Consider the following 16,099-nt stretch of genomic DNA (forward strand, 5'->3'; position numbering starts at 1 on the left):
GCCGTGATCACCACCGTCGAACCGACCACCAGCCGCACTCCGATGCGGGTCGCCCTGGTCCTGGTGGTCGGCATGATCATGGCAACGCTCGATCAGACCATCGTGAATGTCGCCATCAACAAGTTGTCGATGGAATTCCACGCGGGCCTGAGCACGATCCAGTGGGTCGCGACCGGATACTCGCTCGCCCTCGGCGCCGTGGTGCCGACCTCGGCATGGCTGGTCGGCCGATTCGGCGCCAAGCGGCTGTATCTGATCGCGATCAGCGCGTTCGTTGTCGGCTCGGTGCTGGCCGGACTGTCGTGGAACATCGAGTCGCTCATCGCTTTTCGACTGATCCAGGGTGCGAGTGGCGGGCTGTTGATGCCGGTCGCCATGACGATCCTGCTGCGCGCGGCCGGACCAGAGCGGCTGGGGCAGTTGATGAGCACGCTCGGGTTGGCCATTCTGGTCGGCCCGCTGCTGGGCCCGGTGATCGGCGGATACCTGATCGACGAGGTGTCGTGGCGCTGGATGTTCTTCATCAATCTGCCACTGGGCGCGTTGGTGCTCCTGCTGGCGGTACGGGTGGTGCCCGACGACACGCCGGAGCCGCCGCGGGCGCTCGACATCCGCGGGCTGCTGCTGATGTCGCCCGGGTTGGCGTTGGTCATCTACGGCGTCACCGCCGCGGGCGAGAGTGCCGGGTTCGCCACCCCCGCGGTGCTCGTGCCGCTGCTGGCGGGGATCGGCCTGATCGCCGCGTTCGTGCGTCGTTCGCTGACCACCTCGGTGCCGCTGCTGGATCTGCGCGTGCTCGGCAACCGGATCACCGGCACCTCCGCGGTGCTGCTCGCGGTGTTCGCGAGCGGCTACTTCGGTTCGATGTTGCTGCTGCCGTTGTACTTCCAGGTGGTGCGCGACGAGTCAGCGCTGGTGGCAGGCGCTTTGGGGATTCCGTTCGCCCTGGCGTCGGGCGCGACGATGCAGGTGGCGGGCAGATTGATCGATCGGATCCCGCCCGGCCGGTACCTGCCGGTGTCGATCACGGTGGCGCTCACCGGGTTCGTGCTGTTCGTGGTCCAACTCGACGCGGACGCGCCGTACTGGGCGCTGTGCCTGACGATGGTGCTGATGGGCGCGGGCGGCGGCGGAACCATGATGCCGGTGATGACCACGGCCACCCGGCCGCTGAGCCGCGAGCAGCAGCCCGCCGGGTCGACGGTGCTGAACATGATCAGCACCACGTCGATGGCGATCGGCACGGCGGTGGCCTCGGTGACACTGGGCGCGCTGCTCCCGGTCGCAGGTGGACTACAGGCACTGCACGCCATGACGGCGGATCAGCGAGCCGAACTCGCCCCCGCTCTGGCCGACGCGTTCCAGCACACCTATCTGATCGCGCCCGTCATGATCGCGCTGGCGCTCGTCCCTGCCCTACTCCTGCCCCGCCGCTAGAGCAGGTCGAACCGTCGTGCCGTGGACATCGCACCGCGGCACGACGGTAGGGGTCGGATCTATCCGGCCGGCAAGGCGGACATCGACGTCCACGTCGACCAGTCGATGGCCCAGTCGTAGATGTCGCCGTCGGCCTGGGACAACTCGATCGAGGTGCCGGTCACCTCCACCGGATCACCGTAGAGCGCGGTCGGGAAGTAGGCCTGAGCATCGCCGGGCGAGAGGTTGATGCAGCCGTTGGTGACGTTCGACGAACCCTGGGCCGAGAGGGATTCGGGGTTGGCGTGGATGAATTCGCCGTTGTTGGAGATACGGACGGCCCACCGTTCGCGCACGTTGGTGTAGTACGGCGGATTCGACATCATGAAGTCCTCGTACTTCTCGGTGACGACGTGCACGCCCGAGCGGGTCACATTGCGCGGCTCGTTGCCTTCGCCGTAGGAGACCGCGAAGTCGAAGACCGTGGCGCCGTCGCGCACGACCTGCATGCGGTGACTCGGGGCGTTCGCGATGACGATCTGGCTGCGCCCGATGGTGAAGTCGGAGCTCACATCGGAGTCGCCGTAGGCGCCGCCGCCGAGGTCGACGCCGTAGAGCTTCGCGGCGACGTGCACGGTGGTGCCGGGGGTCCAGTAGTTCTTCGGACGCCAGTGCACCCGCGAGCCGTCGTCGTCGGGCAGCCAGGCCCAGGATCCCTCGGTGCCCTGGTCGGTGGTGACGGTGAGCGCCTTCTCCACGGCCGCCTTATTGGTGACCGGCCCCGCGAACTTCAGGATGATCGGCGCCCCGATCCCGACCTGCTGGCCGTCGCCGATGTTGATCGTGGCCGGGATGGTCGATTGGGGACTGATCGTGGTGAAGGTGCCGTCGATCGGGACCGGTTTCGCATCGGCCCCGATGGCCGTCCCCGCCCAGGTGTACGACGCGCCGTAACCGAGCGGTTCGGAGACCTTGTAGGTCGTGCGGTCGGGGCTGAGCTGACCGGGGATCTGCTTGCCGCCGGCATTGGTGAGGGCGATCTGGTCGATCGTGCCGTGGGCGACCGTCACCGAAACGGGCGCGACCGGATCGACGTCGGTGGCCCCCGGCGTCGGCGCGATGGTCACCTGCGCGACCGGCGTCGCCGCCTCGGCGTCCTTGCCCGGCCGGTCGATCGTGCACCCGGTGAGCACGACGAGCACCGCCAGCAACATCACCGCAATCACCGATCGACCACCACGAACGCCGACGTCACGGCGCTGTGCCGACGAACTACGACGCGCGTTTTTTCGCGCGCGCAACAGACCGGTTACCGAATGTTTGCTCACGCATCGAATGTACGCCGAGCTATCGACCCGCACCCCGTGAGCGCGGTCTCACCACAACCACTACTGGCGGTTGAGCCATTCCTCGGTGAACGCGGCCTCGTTGGCGAGGAGTTCGATCAGGTGCTCCGAGATGGCCGCCTCGATCTTGCCGCCGAACAGCGGGATCTTCACCTCGATGGTGCCGTTGATCGCGGTGGTGGAGCCGGTGCCGTCGTCGGGGGCCATGGTGACCGTGCCGCGGACCACCGCGGGGGCGCCGTCCACGTGGGCTTCGAAGATGCCGCCGGTGCCGGTGTAGGTCTCGGTGCGCGGAATGATCAGGTCACCGGGGCGCACAGCGGTGATGGCGGGCGGGAGCTGGTCGGCGGGGATGGACTGCACCATCTGGACGCGGACCTGGTCGCCGTCTACGGCGAAGGCGTCGAGCCGGGCACCGGGGCCGCCGACCTCGGCGATCCGGGCCTTCCAGTACTGCTCGTCGGAGTACGCGGCGCGCACCGCATCGACGGAATGCGTGTAGCCGGCAGTGAACGCCAGAGGTGTAGCCATGCTCGACACGGTACCGTCTGCGGACGTGCGTACAACACGGGTGGTGTCCTCCGATCAGCTGCGTGACCTGCTTGCCGATACCGGCGCGAAGGTCAGCGATTCGGTGCGTTTGTCCGAATTGACGACCCTGCGGGTCGGCGGGCCCGCGCTGCTGGCCGAATGCGCGAGCACCGAGGCCCTGGTGGCCACGGTGAAGGCCCTGGATGCGGCCGGTATCGCGGTCCTGCTGGTGGCAGGCGGGTCGAACCTGCTCATCGACGACGCGGGCTTCGACGGCGTGGTCGTCCGGGTCGGCACGACCGGTGTCGAGCTGAGCGCCGACGGCGTGGTGGCCGAGGCGGGCGCGAACTGGGACGAGGTCGTCGCGGCGACCGTCGCGGCCGGACTGGGCGGGTTGGAGTGCCTGTCCGGGATTCCGGGTTCGGCCGGCGCGACGCCGGTACAGAACGTGGGCGCCTACGGCGTCGAGGTCGCGTCGCTGTTGCGCCGGGTGCGGATGCTCGATCGCAAGACCGGGGACGTGCGCTGGGTCGAGCCCGCCGAACTCGGCTTCGGCTACCGGACCAGCGTGCTCAAGCACAGCGACGACGCCGTGGTCCTCGCGGTCGAGTTCGCGTTGGATCCGAGTGGGATGAGCGCACCGTTGCGCTACGGCGAACTGGCGAAGGCGCTCGGCGCGGGCGACGGCGAGACCCTGCCCGTCGAGCAGGTGCGCGCGCAAGTGCTCCGCCTGCGGGCAGGCAAGGGCATGGTCCTGGACCCGGCCGATCACGACACCTGGAGTGCCGGTTCCTTCTTCACCAACCCGGTCGTCACCGAGGAGCGGTTGCCGCGGGTACTGGCCGCGATCGCCGCGCACGTCGGCGACGACGTCACCGTGCCCACCTATCCCGCACCCGACGGCACCAAGCTCTCGGCCGGCTGGCTCATCGAACGAGCCGGTTTCGCGAAGGGCTTCCCCGGTGACGCCGCCGCCGCACGCCTGTCCACCAAGCACACCCTGGCCCTGACCAATCGCGGCGCCGCGACCGCCTCCGACATCGTCGCTCTGGCCCGCACCGTCCGCGCGGGCGTTCAGGAAAGGTTCGGCGTGACGTTGGAGCCGGAACCGGTAACCGTCGGCATCGATTTATAGGACCGAGCACAGACAACCCACCACTTCCCGCCGCCCACACCCCAACCACGTAACGTGTCCTGCCATGGCACGCAGACTGGACTACTCCGCTCGCTACCCCCTGCACACCACCGAAGAGCTGTACGCAGCCCTCCAGAGCAGGGACTACTGGGAAGCCCGCGTCGCCGAAATGCGCAAGTACGCGCCCAACAACGAAGTGGTCAGCCTCGACGTCTCCGATGACGGCATCGACGTGGTCCTGCACCACACACTGCCCCGCGAGATGCTCCCCGAGATCGCCCAGACCGTCATGCGCAAGGACATGGTGATCACTCGCAAGGAGAGCTGGGGTCCGTTCGACCACGACGAGACCGAGGGCAAGTTCTCCGCCTCGATCCCCGCAGGCCCCGGCAGCCTCACCGGCACCATCCGCCTTTTCCCCACCGAAACCGGCGCCACCATGCGCTTCTCCCCCACCGCCAAGGTCTTCATCCCCATGGTCGGCCCGCGCCTGGAGCAGTTGATGCTGGTGAATCTCGTCGACCTGTTCCGCGCCGAGCAGGAGGAAACCCTGCGCTACCTGGATCGAGAATCCGCCGAGAAGACCGTCTGACCCACCCGTGGCCCCGAGCCGCAAGGCCGTCCCGCCGGTCGGCACCATCACCCGCGGCACCACGGGCGTCAACCGCCTACGCCGCAGCGACCGCTGGCTCGTCAACGACGAACTCGTCAGCACGACACTGCGTGAGGCCACCACGCCCCTGGTTGTCGACCTCGGCTACGGCGCCGCCCCCTGGACCACCTTCGAGCTGGCCGCTCGCCTGCGCACCGTCCGCCCCGACCTCGAGGTGGTCGGTCTCGAAATAGACCCGGCCCGCGTCGTCGAACCCCGCGACGGCGTCCGCTTCGCCCGGGGCGGCTTCGAACTGGCCGGTCTGCGACCGACCCTCGTCCGCGCGTTCAACGTCCTGCGTCAATACCCCGAGGACGCCGTCCCCGACGCGTGGTCTCGAATCCAGTCCAATCTGGCTCCCGACGGCCTGCTCGTCGACGGCACCTGCGATGAACTCGGCCGCCGCTGCGCCTGGGTGCTGCTCGACCGCCACCGCCCGCTCTCCCTGACGCTGGCCTGGGATCCCTTCACCGTCGACCGACCCTCCGACATCGCCGAACGCCTGCCGAAAGCGTTGATCCACCGCAACATTGCCGGTGAACGGATCCACACCCTGCTCACCGCGGCCGACCAGGCCTGGGAGCGATCCGCGGCCATGGCGCCGTACGGCCCCCGCGTCCGCTGGCGAGAAGCTGCGCAGATGTTGCGCGCCAACGGTTTCCCCCTTCGCCCGTATCACCGGCGAATGCGCGACTGCGTGCTGTCGGTCCCCTGGGACGTCGTCGCCCCGTCACACCCGGCTTAACGCCCGCCGCACCCGCGTCGACGCGCGCGGCGCCAATTGCTGCCCACCCCACCAGATCTCGTCGGTATCGCACCGGTGGATCGCCACCGCGTCGGCCACCACCTCGTCCAATGCCGACTGCGAGATCTCGGTCTCGGCCAGATCGAGGACCGTCCGCACCGGCGTCGTCACCAGAAACGGCCCGGCCGACTCCACGTCCGCCCCGCAGAGCTTGCGTCGGGTCAGCACCAGCCGCGGCGTCACGGGCGGGCGACCCGCCGACACCGACAGATGCAGAAATCGCGGTTGCAACCTGCCGAGCCCATGGAGTTCGGCCGCACTCTGATACGACACCGCCGCCGCGCCGTCGAACCACGCCGCCCACATCGCGTACTCGTCCAGCGGCCCCACCCGCCACTGCCCCAGCCGCATCATCCCGACCCCCGCCCTGGTCACCGACCCGTCCCCCAGGGCCGCCCTGACCTGCGATTCGCAGCCGGTACGCAACACCTGACGCGTGGTGAAGAAGCCCGCGTGCCGCCCGGCGAGGCGCCGCAGCACCCGCCACCGATGATCCGCTGTCCCCGCCACCCGGCGCGCGTCCTCGCCAGTCATGGGTCCAGGTTACGCCCGGCCCAGTGCGCCAGGTCACATTTTGCTGTGAAGGCTTTCACCACGTCCTCAGAGCGGACACAGAAAGATCGGGAAGAATCCGATGCCATGACCACACAGAACTCCCCACGCCCCAGGATCGGTCGGCGCTCTCTGGTGATCGCGTTGGCCGTGGTCGCAGCTCTACTCGTCGCGGCCATCGCCGGAACCGAAGCCTATGCCCGGCACAAGATCTCGAGCTGCATCAGCGGCGCGTTCGAGCAGCAGATGGGCTCGAGCATCGACGTGGGCTTCGGCCTGCGCCCGATCCTGCTGTCGTATGCGGACGGCAAGGTCGGCACGATCACCGTCGACAGCGAGGACAACCAGTTCGGCCCCGCTGTCGGAATGGTCGTGCACGCGAAATTCAACGACATCGAACTCGTCGACCGCGGCCGAGGCGGCGGCACCATCGACAGCTCCACCGCCGATGTGACCTGGAACAACGACGGTATCCGCGAGACCCTCGGCACCATGGTCAGCGGCGTGAGCTCGTCGGCGAGCACCGGAGTGCTGACTCTCGATGTACTCGGCGGCCTCGCCCAACTGGAGGTGCAGCCGCTGGTCCGCGACGGCAACATCGTCGTGGAGACGAAGTCGGCGCAGCTACTCGGCATCGGCCTGCCCACCGACCTCGTGCAGGGCATCGTCGAGACCTTCACCCAGAGCTTGCAGAGCTATCCGCTCGGCCTGCGCGCGCAGGAGGTCAAGGTCACCGATGACGGTGTGAACGTGCACCTTTCAGGTGGCAAGACCGCACTCGAGAGCGCCCCGTCCGGCCAGCAGTCCGAGTTCACCTGCTGATCCTGCGAGGCGGTGACTACTCGGGAAATCCGGCGAGGACGGCGGCCGATTTCGACAACCCGAGCCGCGTAGCCCCGGCTTCGATCATCGCGGCGGCGTCCTCGGCGGTGCGGATTCCGCCGCTGGCCTTCACCCCGAGTCGCCCGCCGACGGTCTCTGCCATCAACCGCACCGCGTGCACGCTCGCACCGCCCGCCGGATGAAAACCGGTGGAAGTCTTCACGAAATCGGCGCCCGCCTGCTCGGCCGCCCGGCACGCGCCGACGATCGCCTCGTCAGTGAGTGCGGCCGACTCGATGATCACCTTGAGCACGGCCCGTTCCCTGGTCGCCTCGCGCACGGTGATGATGTCGGCGAGAACGGCATTGAAGTCACCGGCCAACGCGGCGCCCACGTCGATCACCATGTCGACCTCGGCGGCGCCCTGATCCACGGCCAGCCGCGCCTCGGCGCCCTTCACCAGCGAGTGGTGTTTGCCGGACGGAAAGCCGGCGACGGTGGCCACCACCAGTCCCGGCGCGCGTACCGGCAGCATCGAGGGCGACAGACAGATCGCGTACACCCCGAGTTTGCGCGCGTCGGCGATCAACGCGTCGACCTCGGCCGGTGTGGCTTCCGGAGCGAGCAGGGTGTGGTCGATCATGTCGGCCACGGCGGCCCGGGTCAGCGGCGCGGAAGTCATTTGCCGAGCATGGCATACGCGCGGCACCGTCCGGCGCAGAGGGCATCGACGTATCCGGACATCGGCGACCGCACATCATTGCGCTCCCGTACCCAAATCCTGGAGACTTAAGCCTGTGCTGATCCGTCGCGAGACCCCAGCGGACGCGGTGGCGATCGCCGCGATTCACCGCGCCGCCTTCGCCCCGCATTACGCGGGCGATCCGGCCGTCACCGAACCACCCGAACCCGCCCTCGTCGAAACGCTACGCACCGACGAGTCGTGGATGCCGACGCTGTCACTGGTCGCGCTCGAATACGACACCGTTGTTGGGCACATCTGTCTCACCAGAGCCGGTATCGGTCCGTTCCCCGTGCTGGCGCTCGGCCCGCTCGGCGTCGATCCGGAGAATCAGAAGTCCGGCGTCGGCTCGGCGCTGGTCCACGCCGCCCTCGGCGCCGCCGATGCCCTCGACGAATCGGTCGTCGGCCTGGTCGGCGACCCCGACTACTACGCCCGCTTCGGTTTCGTCCCCGGCGCGCGCCTCGGCATCGTGCCCGACGAGGCCGAATGGGGGCCGTACTTCCAGGTCCGCCCGCTCACGGCCTACGACTCCGCCGTCACCGGCGAATTCCGTTACGCCGCACCGTTCTACGACCTGTAGATCACTCGAAGACGACCGTGCGCCGACCGTGCACGAGCACCCGGCCCTCGAGGTGCCAGCGCAGCCCGCGCGCGAGCACGACCCGCTCGATGTCACGGCCCTGGCGCACCATGTCGCGCACGTCGTCGGCGTGATCGACCCGGATCACGTCCTGCTCGATGATGGGCCCGGCGTCCAGCTCGGCGGTGACGTAGTGGCAGGTCGCCCCGATCAGCTTCACCCCGCGCGCGTACGCCTGGTGATAGGGCCGCGCGCCGACGAACGAGGGCAGGAAGCTGTGATGGATATTGAGCGCCCGCCCGGCCCAGTACTCGCACAGCTCGGCGGGTAGCACCTGCATGAACCGGGCGAGCACCACCGCGTGCGGATCATGGGAGTCGACGAGTGCGCGCACCTGCTCGAAGGCCGGACCGCGCTCGGCCGGGTCCTTCGGGAACGGCACGTAGTGGAACTTCACCCCGTGCGCCTCGGTCATCCCCGCGAGGTCGGGATGGTTGCCGATCACGGCCTCGATGGTCGCGGGCAGCTCACCGGCCTGCGCGCGTCCGAGCAGGTCGTGCAGGCAGTGCCCGTCCTTGCTCACCAGCAGCACCGCCCGCCGCGGCGCACCGGAATCGTGGAGCTGCCAATCGGTCTCGGGACCGAACTCGGCGGCCACCTCGGCGAAGCGCTCCCGGAGCTCGTCGATGGCGAACGGCACCGTCGAGGCCTTCACAGCCTGCCGGGTGAAGAACCACCCGATGTCACCGTCGGAGTGGTACCCGGCCTCCACGATCGAGCCGCCGAATTCGGCGATGAACGAGGAGATCCGGGCGATGACGCCCGGCCGGTCCGGGCAGCCGAGGGTCAGCACGAACCGACGGTCGTCCGAGGTCACAGCGGTAGAACTCATCCGCCGATTCTCGCAGGCGATCAGGCCAGGGCGCGCACGGGCTCGCGGACGGCGGAGAGTACCTGGGCCACTTCGGCATTGAACAGGTCGAAGCGTTCGACGTTGCCCAGGTGCCCGGTCGGCAGCACCTTGAACCCGGCGAGCGTGCCCGCTTCCGCCAGCAGCGCGGCCAGGCGCTCGGCGTGGATCGCGGGGGTCATGTCGTCGCGGTCGCCGGCGAGCACGGTGGTCGGGACCGAGAAGTTCTTCGCGTCATCGCCCAGGTGCAGCGCCGTGAGCAGGAACCCATAGCGCGAACGCGTCATCATCGGACAGCCGCGCACCACCGACAGCGCGTAGTCCAGCTTCTCGCGCGAGGTGTCGAGGGTCATCACCTGACGGGCGAAGATCCAGCGCACCGGCTTGATCGGCGGGAACACCACCGGGGTGCCGAGGATCAGCCTGCCGAGCCAGTCCGGCGTCGGCATCGACCGGCCGCGCAGAATCCGCAGCGGCACGTTGAGACCGGGAACCATGGTCGACACCTCGACCAGCGAGTGCGCGCCGGTATTGGTGAGGATCACCGCGGCGGCCTGCTCGGCGACGCGCTCGGGGTAGCGGCCCGCCCAGGCGATGAGCGTCATCCCGCCCATGCTGTGCCCGGCCAGCACCGCGCGCTGACCCGGCAGCAACACGGCGTCGAGCACGTCACACAGGTCGTCGGCGAGCAGATTCGTGCTCGGGCGGGCGTAACCGTTGGTGCTCTCGCCGTGGCCGCGCTGGTCGTAGGCGACCACGCGGTACTCGCCGGCGAAGGCGTTGATCTGGGCGTTCCAGTACTCGAGCGAGCACGTCCAGCCGTGGGCGAACACGATGACGGGCGCGTCGACCGGGCCGTAGGCGTGCACCCGCAGGCGAGCGCCATCCGCGGTGACCACCGGAATCACCTCGCAGGGCATCCGCGGCGGATCGAAGGCCGCGATCCCGTGCGTCCGTGTCCGCAGGTCGGCCCGGTGGGCCGCGAGGGTGGTCTCGACCACGGTGGATACCCGGCCGACCAGGTTCACCAGAGCCGTCGGCAACTTTGCGCGCATCGGCACACTCCTTTGTGTTACTGACAGATACAGTAACACCGCGTACCACTCACCCGCGAGCCCTTCCGAGCAAGCTTTTTTACCAGCGCGGGCCGCGCTGCACCTCATCGACCTTCGGACGCACGTCGGCCAGGTACACACCGGTCGCGATGATCGCGATGAACGACAGCATCCCCAGCCCACCGATGCCGATCAGCAGGAACACCAGCGCACCGCCGAGAATGGCCAGCCAGATGGGCTTGGTCATCTTGTCGACGGCGGTGAAGGCATCCGAACGCTGACGCACAGCGTGAATGAGCGCGAACACCGTCGCGCCGAAGGCGCCGATCCACAGGATCAGCAGAATCAGCGAGGTCATCCCATTCACCATGTTCACACCCCCATCATACGAACAGCGGCCCCGCACACACCTGGTGTACGGGGCCGCTGTCAGCGGTGATGCGCGAAGGCGAATCAGATCTTCTTCGGCGCGGCCTTCTTGGCCGGAGCGGCCTTCTTGGCGGCCGGAGCCTTCTTCGGGGCCGGAGCCGGCGCCGCGGCGGCGGGCTCGGCCGGAGCAGGCTCGGTGGTAACGGCGACGACCTCGGCATCGACGACGGCCTCGACCTTGTCGGCCACAGCCTCGGCCTCGGCCTTGGTACGGCCCAGCAGGTCGTTGACCTTGGTCAGGGCGTCCTCGGCGCGAGCCGACGCATCCTTGTAGAGGGTCTCGACGCGACCGATCTGCTCGTCGACGGCCTGGTTGGCACGCAGTCGGTCGACGGTCTCCTCGCCGCGAACGGCGAGATCGGCGTAGATGTCGAGCGCCTGGCGGTAGTACTGCTCGGCCAGCTTGCGCAGCTCTTCGGGGGTGAACTTCTCGCGCAGTTCGGCGAGATCCTCCGGCAGCTCCGACGGCAGGCCGGAGATGCGGTCGCGCAGGGTGTCGAACTGGGCCTGCACGTCGGCGGGCACGTTCGCGATGCGCTCGCGGGCCTCTTCGACGCGGGTCTTGGCATCGGTGGCGACAACGCGGCCGCGGACGTCGGCGACAACGTCGTTCACGGCGGCGTAGATGGCGTCACCGGCGCCGACGGTGGCGAACAGCGGCTTGGTGACAGTGGCGGTCTTTTCGGTCATCAGTCTTCATTCTCCTGGTGTGGCGGAGTGTCAGTTGTCGTGAACGAAACGTCACTGTCTCGTTCGGTCCCCCCTGAGCCGGTTTCTTCCCCGTTTTCCCGGCGAAACGACTCATAGATTTCCAGCAACACCTGCTTCTGCCGCTCGGACACCGAAGTGTCGGCCAGCAGGGCGTCACGGACCGGGCTGTGCGGGCGCTGTTCCAGAAATCCTGCCCGCACATACAACACCTCCGAGGAAACTCGCAGCGCCTTGGCGATCTGCCCGAGTACTTCGGCGGAGGGATTACGTAATCCGCGTTCGATTTGGCTCAAGTACGGATTACTTACCCCCGCCAGAGCGGCGAGCTGACGCAGGGACACCTGCGCACCTTCGCGCTGTGCCCTGATGAAACCTCCGATATCTTGAGCCGCGTGCGCTACACGACTCTCGGGTTGGTCTGTCATCGCTCACCTTCTGGCGTTGTAAGGCCAATAGTAGAACAGGGTGCTAGCTATTGCAAGCACTACAGTTAGCACCCGGTCGGCTGACACGTGCGCAGCTCCGGCTACCAGGTCGTTCAGTGGAACAGCAGCTGCGAGACGGTGTAGATCGCCAGGCCGGCGAGTGAGCCGACCACCGTGCCGTTGATTCTGATGAATTGCAGATCCCGACCGACCTGCAATTCGATCTTCCTACTCGCCTCGTCGGCGTCCCAGCGCGCGACCGTATCGGTCACCAGTGTCGTGATCTCCGCGGAGTAGTTGCCGACCAGATAGCGAGCACCGCGATCGATCCACCCGTCCACTTTGCCACGCATCTCCGGGTCGTCACGGAGGCGCTCGCCGAGCTGTTGCACATTTTCGGCCACCTTGCGCCGAAGTGTGGAATCAGGATCTTCGGCCGACTCCAAGATCAACCGCTTCGCCGCTCGCCACGTAGCCTCGGCCATTCCGGTGATCTGCTCGCGGCCCATGATCTCGGCCTTGACCTTCTCCGCCTTGGCGATCATCGCGTCGTCGTGTTGCAGGTCATCGGCGAAATCCTGGAGAAAGCGATCGGCAGCCTTGCGCAATTCATGATCGGGATCGGAGCGCACCTTCCAGGTGAATTCGACGAGTTCCCGATAAATTCGCTCCGACAACAATGTATTGACAAATTTCGGCGCCCACTGCGGCGCATCGCGCACCACGATCCGATCGATCGTGTCCTGTGAGCCCAGCGCCCACTGGTGCGCGCGCTCGGCCAGCAGATCGATCAGCGGCCGCTGCCGGTTGTCGGCGATCATCTCCGAGAGCACCCGACCCAGCGGCGGCCCCCACAGCGGTTCGGCGATCCGCTTGACGATGGTGTTGTCGATGATCTGCTCGACGTCCTCGTCGCGCAGGGTGTTGACCACCGCGGTCAGGATCGTCGCGCTCTCCTTCGCCACCCTGACCGCGTGCGCCGGATCGGCCATCCACCGCCCGACGCGCAGCGAGATCTGCGCCGAGTCCAGGCGGGCGGAGACCACATCGGGAGCGAGGAAGTTGGTGCCGACGAAGGCGCCGAGGCTCTCGCCGAGCTGGTCTTTCTTCTTGCGGATGATCGCGGTGTGCGGGATCGGCAGACCCAGTGGGTGTTTGAACAGCGCGGTGACAGCGAACCAGTCGGCCAGTGCGCCGACCATGCCCGCCTCCGAGGCCGCGCGGACATAGCCCACCCACTCGCCACCGCCGCCACGCGATTCGAGCCAGCGGCACAACAGGTAGATCACGCTGGCCACGACCAGGAAACTGGTCGCCAGCGCCTTCATCTTGAACAGGTCACGTTTTTTGCCCGCCTCGTCGGTCATCACCGCGAAGCCGGCGGGCTGTGCGGCGGGCTCGGTGCGCGGCGTGAGAACCGCCGTGTTGCCGGGAGATTTCTCCATAGCCCCCATTCTGCTGTGCGCGCGGCGAGTGCGCCGCCGCCAACCCCGCGTGGCGGCCCCCACGACACGGCGAACCGCCTGGTTTTCGTACGCGCGCGTAAGCACCGGAGTGTGGTAAATGCCCCAACGTGGCCCAAAGGAGCGCCACCCCACACCGGCGCGCCTAAGCTGTTGACTAAAGACGCCAACATCGATCACAAGGGGGCTGTTCTGTCCACCGAAGACCTTGTCGAGATCGGCGAGCAGTCGAGCCGAGCCAGTGTGCGCGGCGGCGGCCAAGCCGACGGCCGCAAACGTCGGTGGCGGCAGCACAAGATCGACCGCCGCGAGGAGCTGGTCGACGGCACCCTCAACGCCATCCGCGCGCGGGGCAGCCAGGCGGGCATGGACGAGATCGCCACCGAGATCGGCGTGTCCAAGACCGTGCTGTACCGCTACTTCGCCGACAAGAACGACCTGGTCCACGCCACCATGCAGCGCTTCATCGAAACCACCCTGCTGCCCCGGGTGTACGGCGCGATCAGCCTCGACGCCGACGAGTACCAGCTGGTGCGCGCCGCGATGACCGAATACGTCGGCACCGTCGACGACGACCCCGAGGTCTACCGGTTCATCATGAGCAATGCCGCGGGCGACAAGTCCTCGCTGGCGGAGTTCGAGCGGCTGTTCGCCGAGGTGGTCACCACCGTGCTCGTCGATCGGGCGGGCGCCAAGGGCATCCGCACCGAGGGCGCGATGCTGTGGTCGTACGTGCTGGTCGGCGGCATCCAACTGGCCACCCACTGGTGGACCACCACCGACAAGGCCATGCCTCGCCAGGACGTGATCGATTACCTCACGATGATGGCCTGGAGCGCGATCGAGGGCATGGCCCGCGCGGGCGGCTCACCCGAGATCTTCACCGCACAGCCGCATCCGCTGCCCGAGATGCCGCCGCAGACACCCTGACCAGGCTCTCCCTCCCTTCGAGGGAGCCGGGCTCGACAACGCCGCGCGGTTGGCTACGCTGAACCGAGCGGGGCGCTGTGGCTTGCGTCACCGCGGGTGGTCGTGTGACGCTGCGCGTCGACACCGCCGCGCACGTCGGCACCAACGGAGGTACCTCGATGGCGAAGAACGTGCCGACTTCCCGGCTTGCCCGCGGGACGAAGCTGGGGGCGGTCGCGGCGGGTTCGGTCATCCGCTCGAAGAAGACCAGACTCTCGATGCGCGGCCGCTCGGAGGCGGTGCGCGCACGGATGGCCGAGGAGTCGATGATCCGCACCACCGAACAGGTGGTCATGGTGCTCGGCACCATGAAGGGCGTGGCCATGAAACTCGGCCAGATGATGTCGGTGCTGGATCTGGATCTGGTGCCCGAGAATCATCGTGAGCGGTTCCAGCAGCGCCTCGCCGTGCTGCGCAACGCGGCGCCGACGGTGTCGTTCGAGTCCATGCGCGCGGTGATCGAGCAGGATTTCGGTGCTCCGCTGGCGGAGATCTTCGCCGAATTCGATCCGGAGCCGATCGCCGCCGCCTCGATCGGCCAGGTGTATCGGGCCACCCTGCACGACGGCCGCGCCGTCGCGGTGAAGGTCCAGTACCCCGGGGTCGACGCTGCCGTGCGCGCGGACTTGAAGAACCTCACCATGTTCCGCCGGGTGCTGGCCTCGGCGATGCCGTGGATCACCCCCGCGGTGCTCGACGAGCTGAAACTGAACATGGAGAGCGAACTCGACTACCAGGCCGAGGCCGCCACCCAGGCCGAGATCGCGCACCTGTACCGCGAACACCCGTTCATCGTGGTGCCCTCCTCGGTGCCCGAGCTGTCGACCACCCGCGTGCTGGTCAGCGAGTTCATCGACGGCGACGGGTTCGACGAGATCCGGAAAATGCCTGCAGCGCAACGCGATCGGGTCGGCGAGATCATCTACCGCTTCTATGTCGGCTCACTGTTCAGCTTCAACGAGTTCTGTGGCGACCCGCATCCGGGCAATGTGCTGCTAGCTCGTGACGGCCGGGTCGCGTTCCTCGACTTCGGGCTGTTCAACCGGATGGATCCCAAGCTGGTCGGCTTCGAAATCCAGTGCCTGCGCGCAGCCGCCGAGGATCGCGCCGAAGACCTGCGCCAGTTGATGATCGACCGCGGCGTGATCGATTCGCCCGAGGAGATCGGCGCCGAGGAATGCCTCGAATACGTGCTCGCCGCCTCGGAATGGTGTCTGGTCGACGAGGAGCTCACCATCACCCCCGAACTGGCCAGCGGCGCGTTCCTGCTCGCCGTCGACCCGAGGGCCAGCGAGTTCACCGGCATGAAGCAGCAGAACCTGCCGCCGGAGCACCTGTTCTCCCGCCGCGCCGACTTCCTCACCTTCGGCATGCTCGGCCAGCTCGACAGCACCAACAACTGGCATCTGATCGCCAGGGAATGGCTCTACGGCGATCCGCCGATCACCGAACTCGGCCTGGCCCACCGCGATTGGCTCACTACTCATCCACCGAAGCCGGTGAAGAAGACCCGCGCCCGCAAGGCGAGCGCACCAGCCACCAAGCCCTGATCA

18 protein-coding genes are annotated in these 16,099 nt (G+C 67.7%); 8 read left to right on the forward strand and 10 right to left on the reverse strand.

The features are described 5' to 3' along the window. The first annotated feature begins 3 nt into the window (after positions 1–3). On the forward strand, positions 4–1,437 hold the full coding sequence (locus OHS03_RS25620; protein WP_328657606.1) for a DHA2 family efflux MFS transporter permease subunit: 1,434 nt from the start codon (positions 4–6) through the stop codon (positions 1,435–1,437). 59 nt (positions 1,438–1,496) lie between these two features. Here the strand turns inward: OHS03_RS25620 and OHS03_RS25625 are convergent, their stop codons facing one another. Then, positions 1,497–2,630 carry a L,D-transpeptidase gene (locus OHS03_RS25625; RefSeq protein ID WP_328664398.1) on the reverse strand — a complete coding sequence of 378 codons (1,134 nt, stop codon included), beginning with the start codon at positions 2,628–2,630 and terminating at the stop codon, positions 1,497–1,499. Positions 2,631–2,804: 174 nt separating this feature from the next. Continuing rightward, a complete protein-coding gene (locus tag OHS03_RS25630) occupies positions 2,805–3,293 on the reverse strand; it encodes a DUF2505 domain-containing protein (RefSeq protein ID WP_328657608.1) in 489 nt (162 codons plus the stop codon). On the opposite strand from OHS03_RS25630, the gene OHS03_RS25635 reads away from it, so the two are divergent. From OHS03_RS25635 to OHS03_RS25645, 3 genes are all read left to right on the forward strand, one after another. Next, the gene (locus tag OHS03_RS25635) at positions 3,292–4,428 is read left to right on the forward strand and encodes a UDP-N-acetylmuramate dehydrogenase (RefSeq protein WP_407942410.1); all 1,137 of its coding nucleotides are present in this window, start codon (positions 3,292–3,294) and stop codon (positions 4,426–4,428) included. The genes OHS03_RS25630 and OHS03_RS25635 overlap by 2 nt on opposite strands. A 64-nt stretch (positions 4,429–4,492) precedes the next feature. Continuing rightward, positions 4,493–5,020: a DUF2505 domain-containing protein gene (locus OHS03_RS25640; RefSeq protein ID WP_056814549.1), complete on the forward strand. Its 528-nt coding sequence runs from the start codon at positions 4,493–4,495 to the stop codon at positions 5,018–5,020. A 7-nt stretch (positions 5,021–5,027) separates the two neighbouring features. Further along, positions 5,028–5,825, forward strand: a complete 798-nt coding sequence (locus OHS03_RS25645; RefSeq protein WP_328657610.1) for a class I SAM-dependent methyltransferase — start codon at positions 5,028–5,030, stop codon at positions 5,823–5,825. Here OHS03_RS25645 and OHS03_RS25650 read toward each other — a convergent pair. Continuing rightward, positions 5,811–6,419 (reverse strand): type IV toxin-antitoxin system AbiEi family antitoxin, encoded by a 609-nt coding sequence (locus tag OHS03_RS25650; RefSeq protein WP_056814556.1) that lies wholly within the window; start codon positions 6,417–6,419, stop codon positions 5,811–5,813. The two genes, OHS03_RS25645 and OHS03_RS25650, sit on opposite strands and share 15 nt — an antisense overlap. Positions 6,420–6,524: 105 nt before the next feature. On the opposite strand from OHS03_RS25650, the gene OHS03_RS25655 reads away from it, so the two are divergent. Next, entirely contained in the window at positions 6,525–7,259 is a 735-nt protein-coding gene (locus OHS03_RS25655) for an LmeA family phospholipid-binding protein (protein ID WP_062986359.1), read from the forward strand. 16 nt (positions 7,260–7,275) lie between these two features. Here the strand turns inward: OHS03_RS25655 and deoC are convergent, their stop codons facing one another. Then, on the reverse strand, positions 7,276–7,941 hold the full coding sequence (deoC, locus tag OHS03_RS25660) for a deoxyribose-phosphate aldolase (protein ID WP_062986357.1): 666 nt from the start codon (positions 7,939–7,941) through the stop codon (positions 7,276–7,278). A 115-nt stretch (positions 7,942–8,056) separates the two neighbouring features. Here deoC and OHS03_RS25665 point away from each other — a divergent pair, with 115 nt between their 5' ends. Further along, complete coding sequence (locus tag OHS03_RS25665) at positions 8,057–8,584, forward strand: GNAT family N-acetyltransferase (protein WP_328657612.1); 528 nt, start codon at positions 8,057–8,059, stop codon at positions 8,582–8,584. Position 8,585: 1 nt separating this feature from the next. Here the strand turns inward: OHS03_RS25665 and purU are convergent, their stop codons facing one another. From purU to OHS03_RS25695, 6 genes are all read right to left on the reverse strand, one after another. Next, a complete protein-coding gene (gene purU, locus OHS03_RS25670) occupies positions 8,586–9,476 on the reverse strand; it encodes a formyltetrahydrofolate deformylase (protein WP_328657614.1) in 891 nt (296 codons plus the stop codon). Positions 9,477–9,496: 20 nt separating this feature from the next. Continuing rightward, positions 9,497–10,549 (reverse strand): alpha/beta fold hydrolase, encoded by a 1,053-nt coding sequence (locus tag OHS03_RS25675; protein ID WP_328657616.1) that lies wholly within the window; start codon positions 10,547–10,549, stop codon positions 9,497–9,499. A 79-nt stretch (positions 10,550–10,628) separates the two neighbouring features. Continuing rightward, complete coding sequence (locus tag OHS03_RS25680) at positions 10,629–10,919, reverse strand: DUF2516 family protein (protein ID WP_056814570.1); 291 nt, start codon at positions 10,917–10,919, stop codon at positions 10,629–10,631. An 83-nt stretch (positions 10,920–11,002) separates the two neighbouring features. Beyond that, complete coding sequence (locus tag OHS03_RS25685; RefSeq protein WP_328657618.1) at positions 11,003–11,668, reverse strand: heparin-binding hemagglutinin; 666 nt, start codon at positions 11,666–11,668, stop codon at positions 11,003–11,005. After that, a complete protein-coding gene (locus OHS03_RS25690; protein ID WP_328657620.1) occupies positions 11,668–12,114 on the reverse strand; it encodes a helix-turn-helix domain-containing protein in 447 nt (148 codons plus the stop codon). Before OHS03_RS25690 ends, OHS03_RS25685 begins: the two co-directional genes overlap by 1 nt. A 113-nt stretch (positions 12,115–12,227) precedes the next feature. Then, positions 12,228–13,481, reverse strand: coding sequence for a DUF445 domain-containing protein (locus tag OHS03_RS25695; protein ID WP_328664401.1), 1,254 nt, complete (start codon positions 13,479–13,481; stop codon positions 12,228–12,230). Between the two features lie 339 nt (positions 13,482–13,820). On the opposite strand from OHS03_RS25695, the gene OHS03_RS25700 reads away from it, so the two are divergent. Further along, entirely contained in the window at positions 13,821–14,507 is a 687-nt protein-coding gene (locus tag OHS03_RS25700) for a TetR/AcrR family transcriptional regulator (RefSeq protein WP_062986447.1), read from the forward strand. 158 nt (positions 14,508–14,665) lie between these two features. Next, positions 14,666–16,096: an ABC1 kinase family protein gene (locus OHS03_RS25705; RefSeq protein WP_328664402.1), complete on the forward strand. Its 1,431-nt coding sequence runs from the start codon at positions 14,666–14,668 to the stop codon at positions 16,094–16,096. Positions 16,097–16,099 lie beyond the last annotated feature (3 nt).

Origin of the sequence: Nocardia salmonicida (assembly GCF_036142455.1) — a bacterium.
Classification (GTDB): domain Bacteria; phylum Actinomycetota; class Actinomycetes; order Mycobacteriales; family Mycobacteriaceae; genus Nocardia; species Nocardia salmonicida.

What these genes read in the sequence shown, in the direction of transcription:
- deoC (WP_062986357.1), bottom strand. Translation starts at nt 7,941, where the DNA reads ATGACTTCCGCGCCGCTGACCCGGGCCGCCGTGGCCGACATGATCGAC.
- OHS03_RS25695 (WP_328664401.1), bottom strand. Translation starts at nt 13,481, where the DNA reads ATGACCGACGAGGCGGGCAAAAAACGTGACCTGTTCAAGATGAAGGCG.
- OHS03_RS25655 (WP_062986359.1), top strand. Translation starts at nt 6,525, where the DNA reads ATGACCACACAGAACTCCCCACGCCCCAGGATCGGTCGGCGCTCTCTG.
- OHS03_RS25675 (WP_328657616.1), bottom strand. Translation starts at nt 10,549, where the DNA reads ATGCGCGCAAAGTTGCCGACGGCTCTGGTGAACCTGGTCGGCCGGGTA.
- OHS03_RS25680 (WP_056814570.1), bottom strand. Translation starts at nt 10,919, where the DNA reads ATGGTGAATGGGATGACCTCGCTGATTCTGCTGATCCTGTGGATCGGC.
- OHS03_RS25630 (WP_328657608.1), bottom strand. Translation starts at nt 3,293, where the DNA reads ATGGCTACACCTCTGGCGTTCACTGCCGGCTACACGCATTCCGTCGAT.
- OHS03_RS25690 (WP_328657620.1), bottom strand. Translation starts at nt 12,114, where the DNA reads ATGACAGACCAACCCGAGAGTCGTGTAGCGCACGCGGCTCAAGATATC.
- OHS03_RS25625 (WP_328664398.1), bottom strand. Translation starts at nt 2,630, where the DNA reads ATGTTGCTGGCGGTGCTCGTCGTGCTCACCGGGTGCACGATCGACCGG.
- OHS03_RS25705 (WP_328664402.1), top strand. Translation starts at nt 14,666, where the DNA reads ATGGCGAAGAACGTGCCGACTTCCCGGCTTGCCCGCGGGACGAAGCTG.
- purU (WP_328657614.1), bottom strand. Translation starts at nt 9,476, where the DNA reads ATGAGTTCTACCGCTGTGACCTCGGACGACCGTCGGTTCGTGCTGACC.
- OHS03_RS25640 (WP_056814549.1), top strand. Translation starts at nt 4,493, where the DNA reads ATGGCACGCAGACTGGACTACTCCGCTCGCTACCCCCTGCACACCACC.
- OHS03_RS25650 (WP_056814556.1), bottom strand. Translation starts at nt 6,419, where the DNA reads ATGACTGGCGAGGACGCGCGCCGGGTGGCGGGGACAGCGGATCATCGG.
- OHS03_RS25635 (WP_407942410.1), top strand. Translation starts at nt 3,292, where the DNA reads ATGCTCGACACGGTACCGTCTGCGGACGTGCGTACAACACGGGTGGTG.
- OHS03_RS25685 (WP_328657618.1), bottom strand. Translation starts at nt 11,668, where the DNA reads ATGACCGAAAAGACCGCCACTGTCACCAAGCCGCTGTTCGCCACCGTC.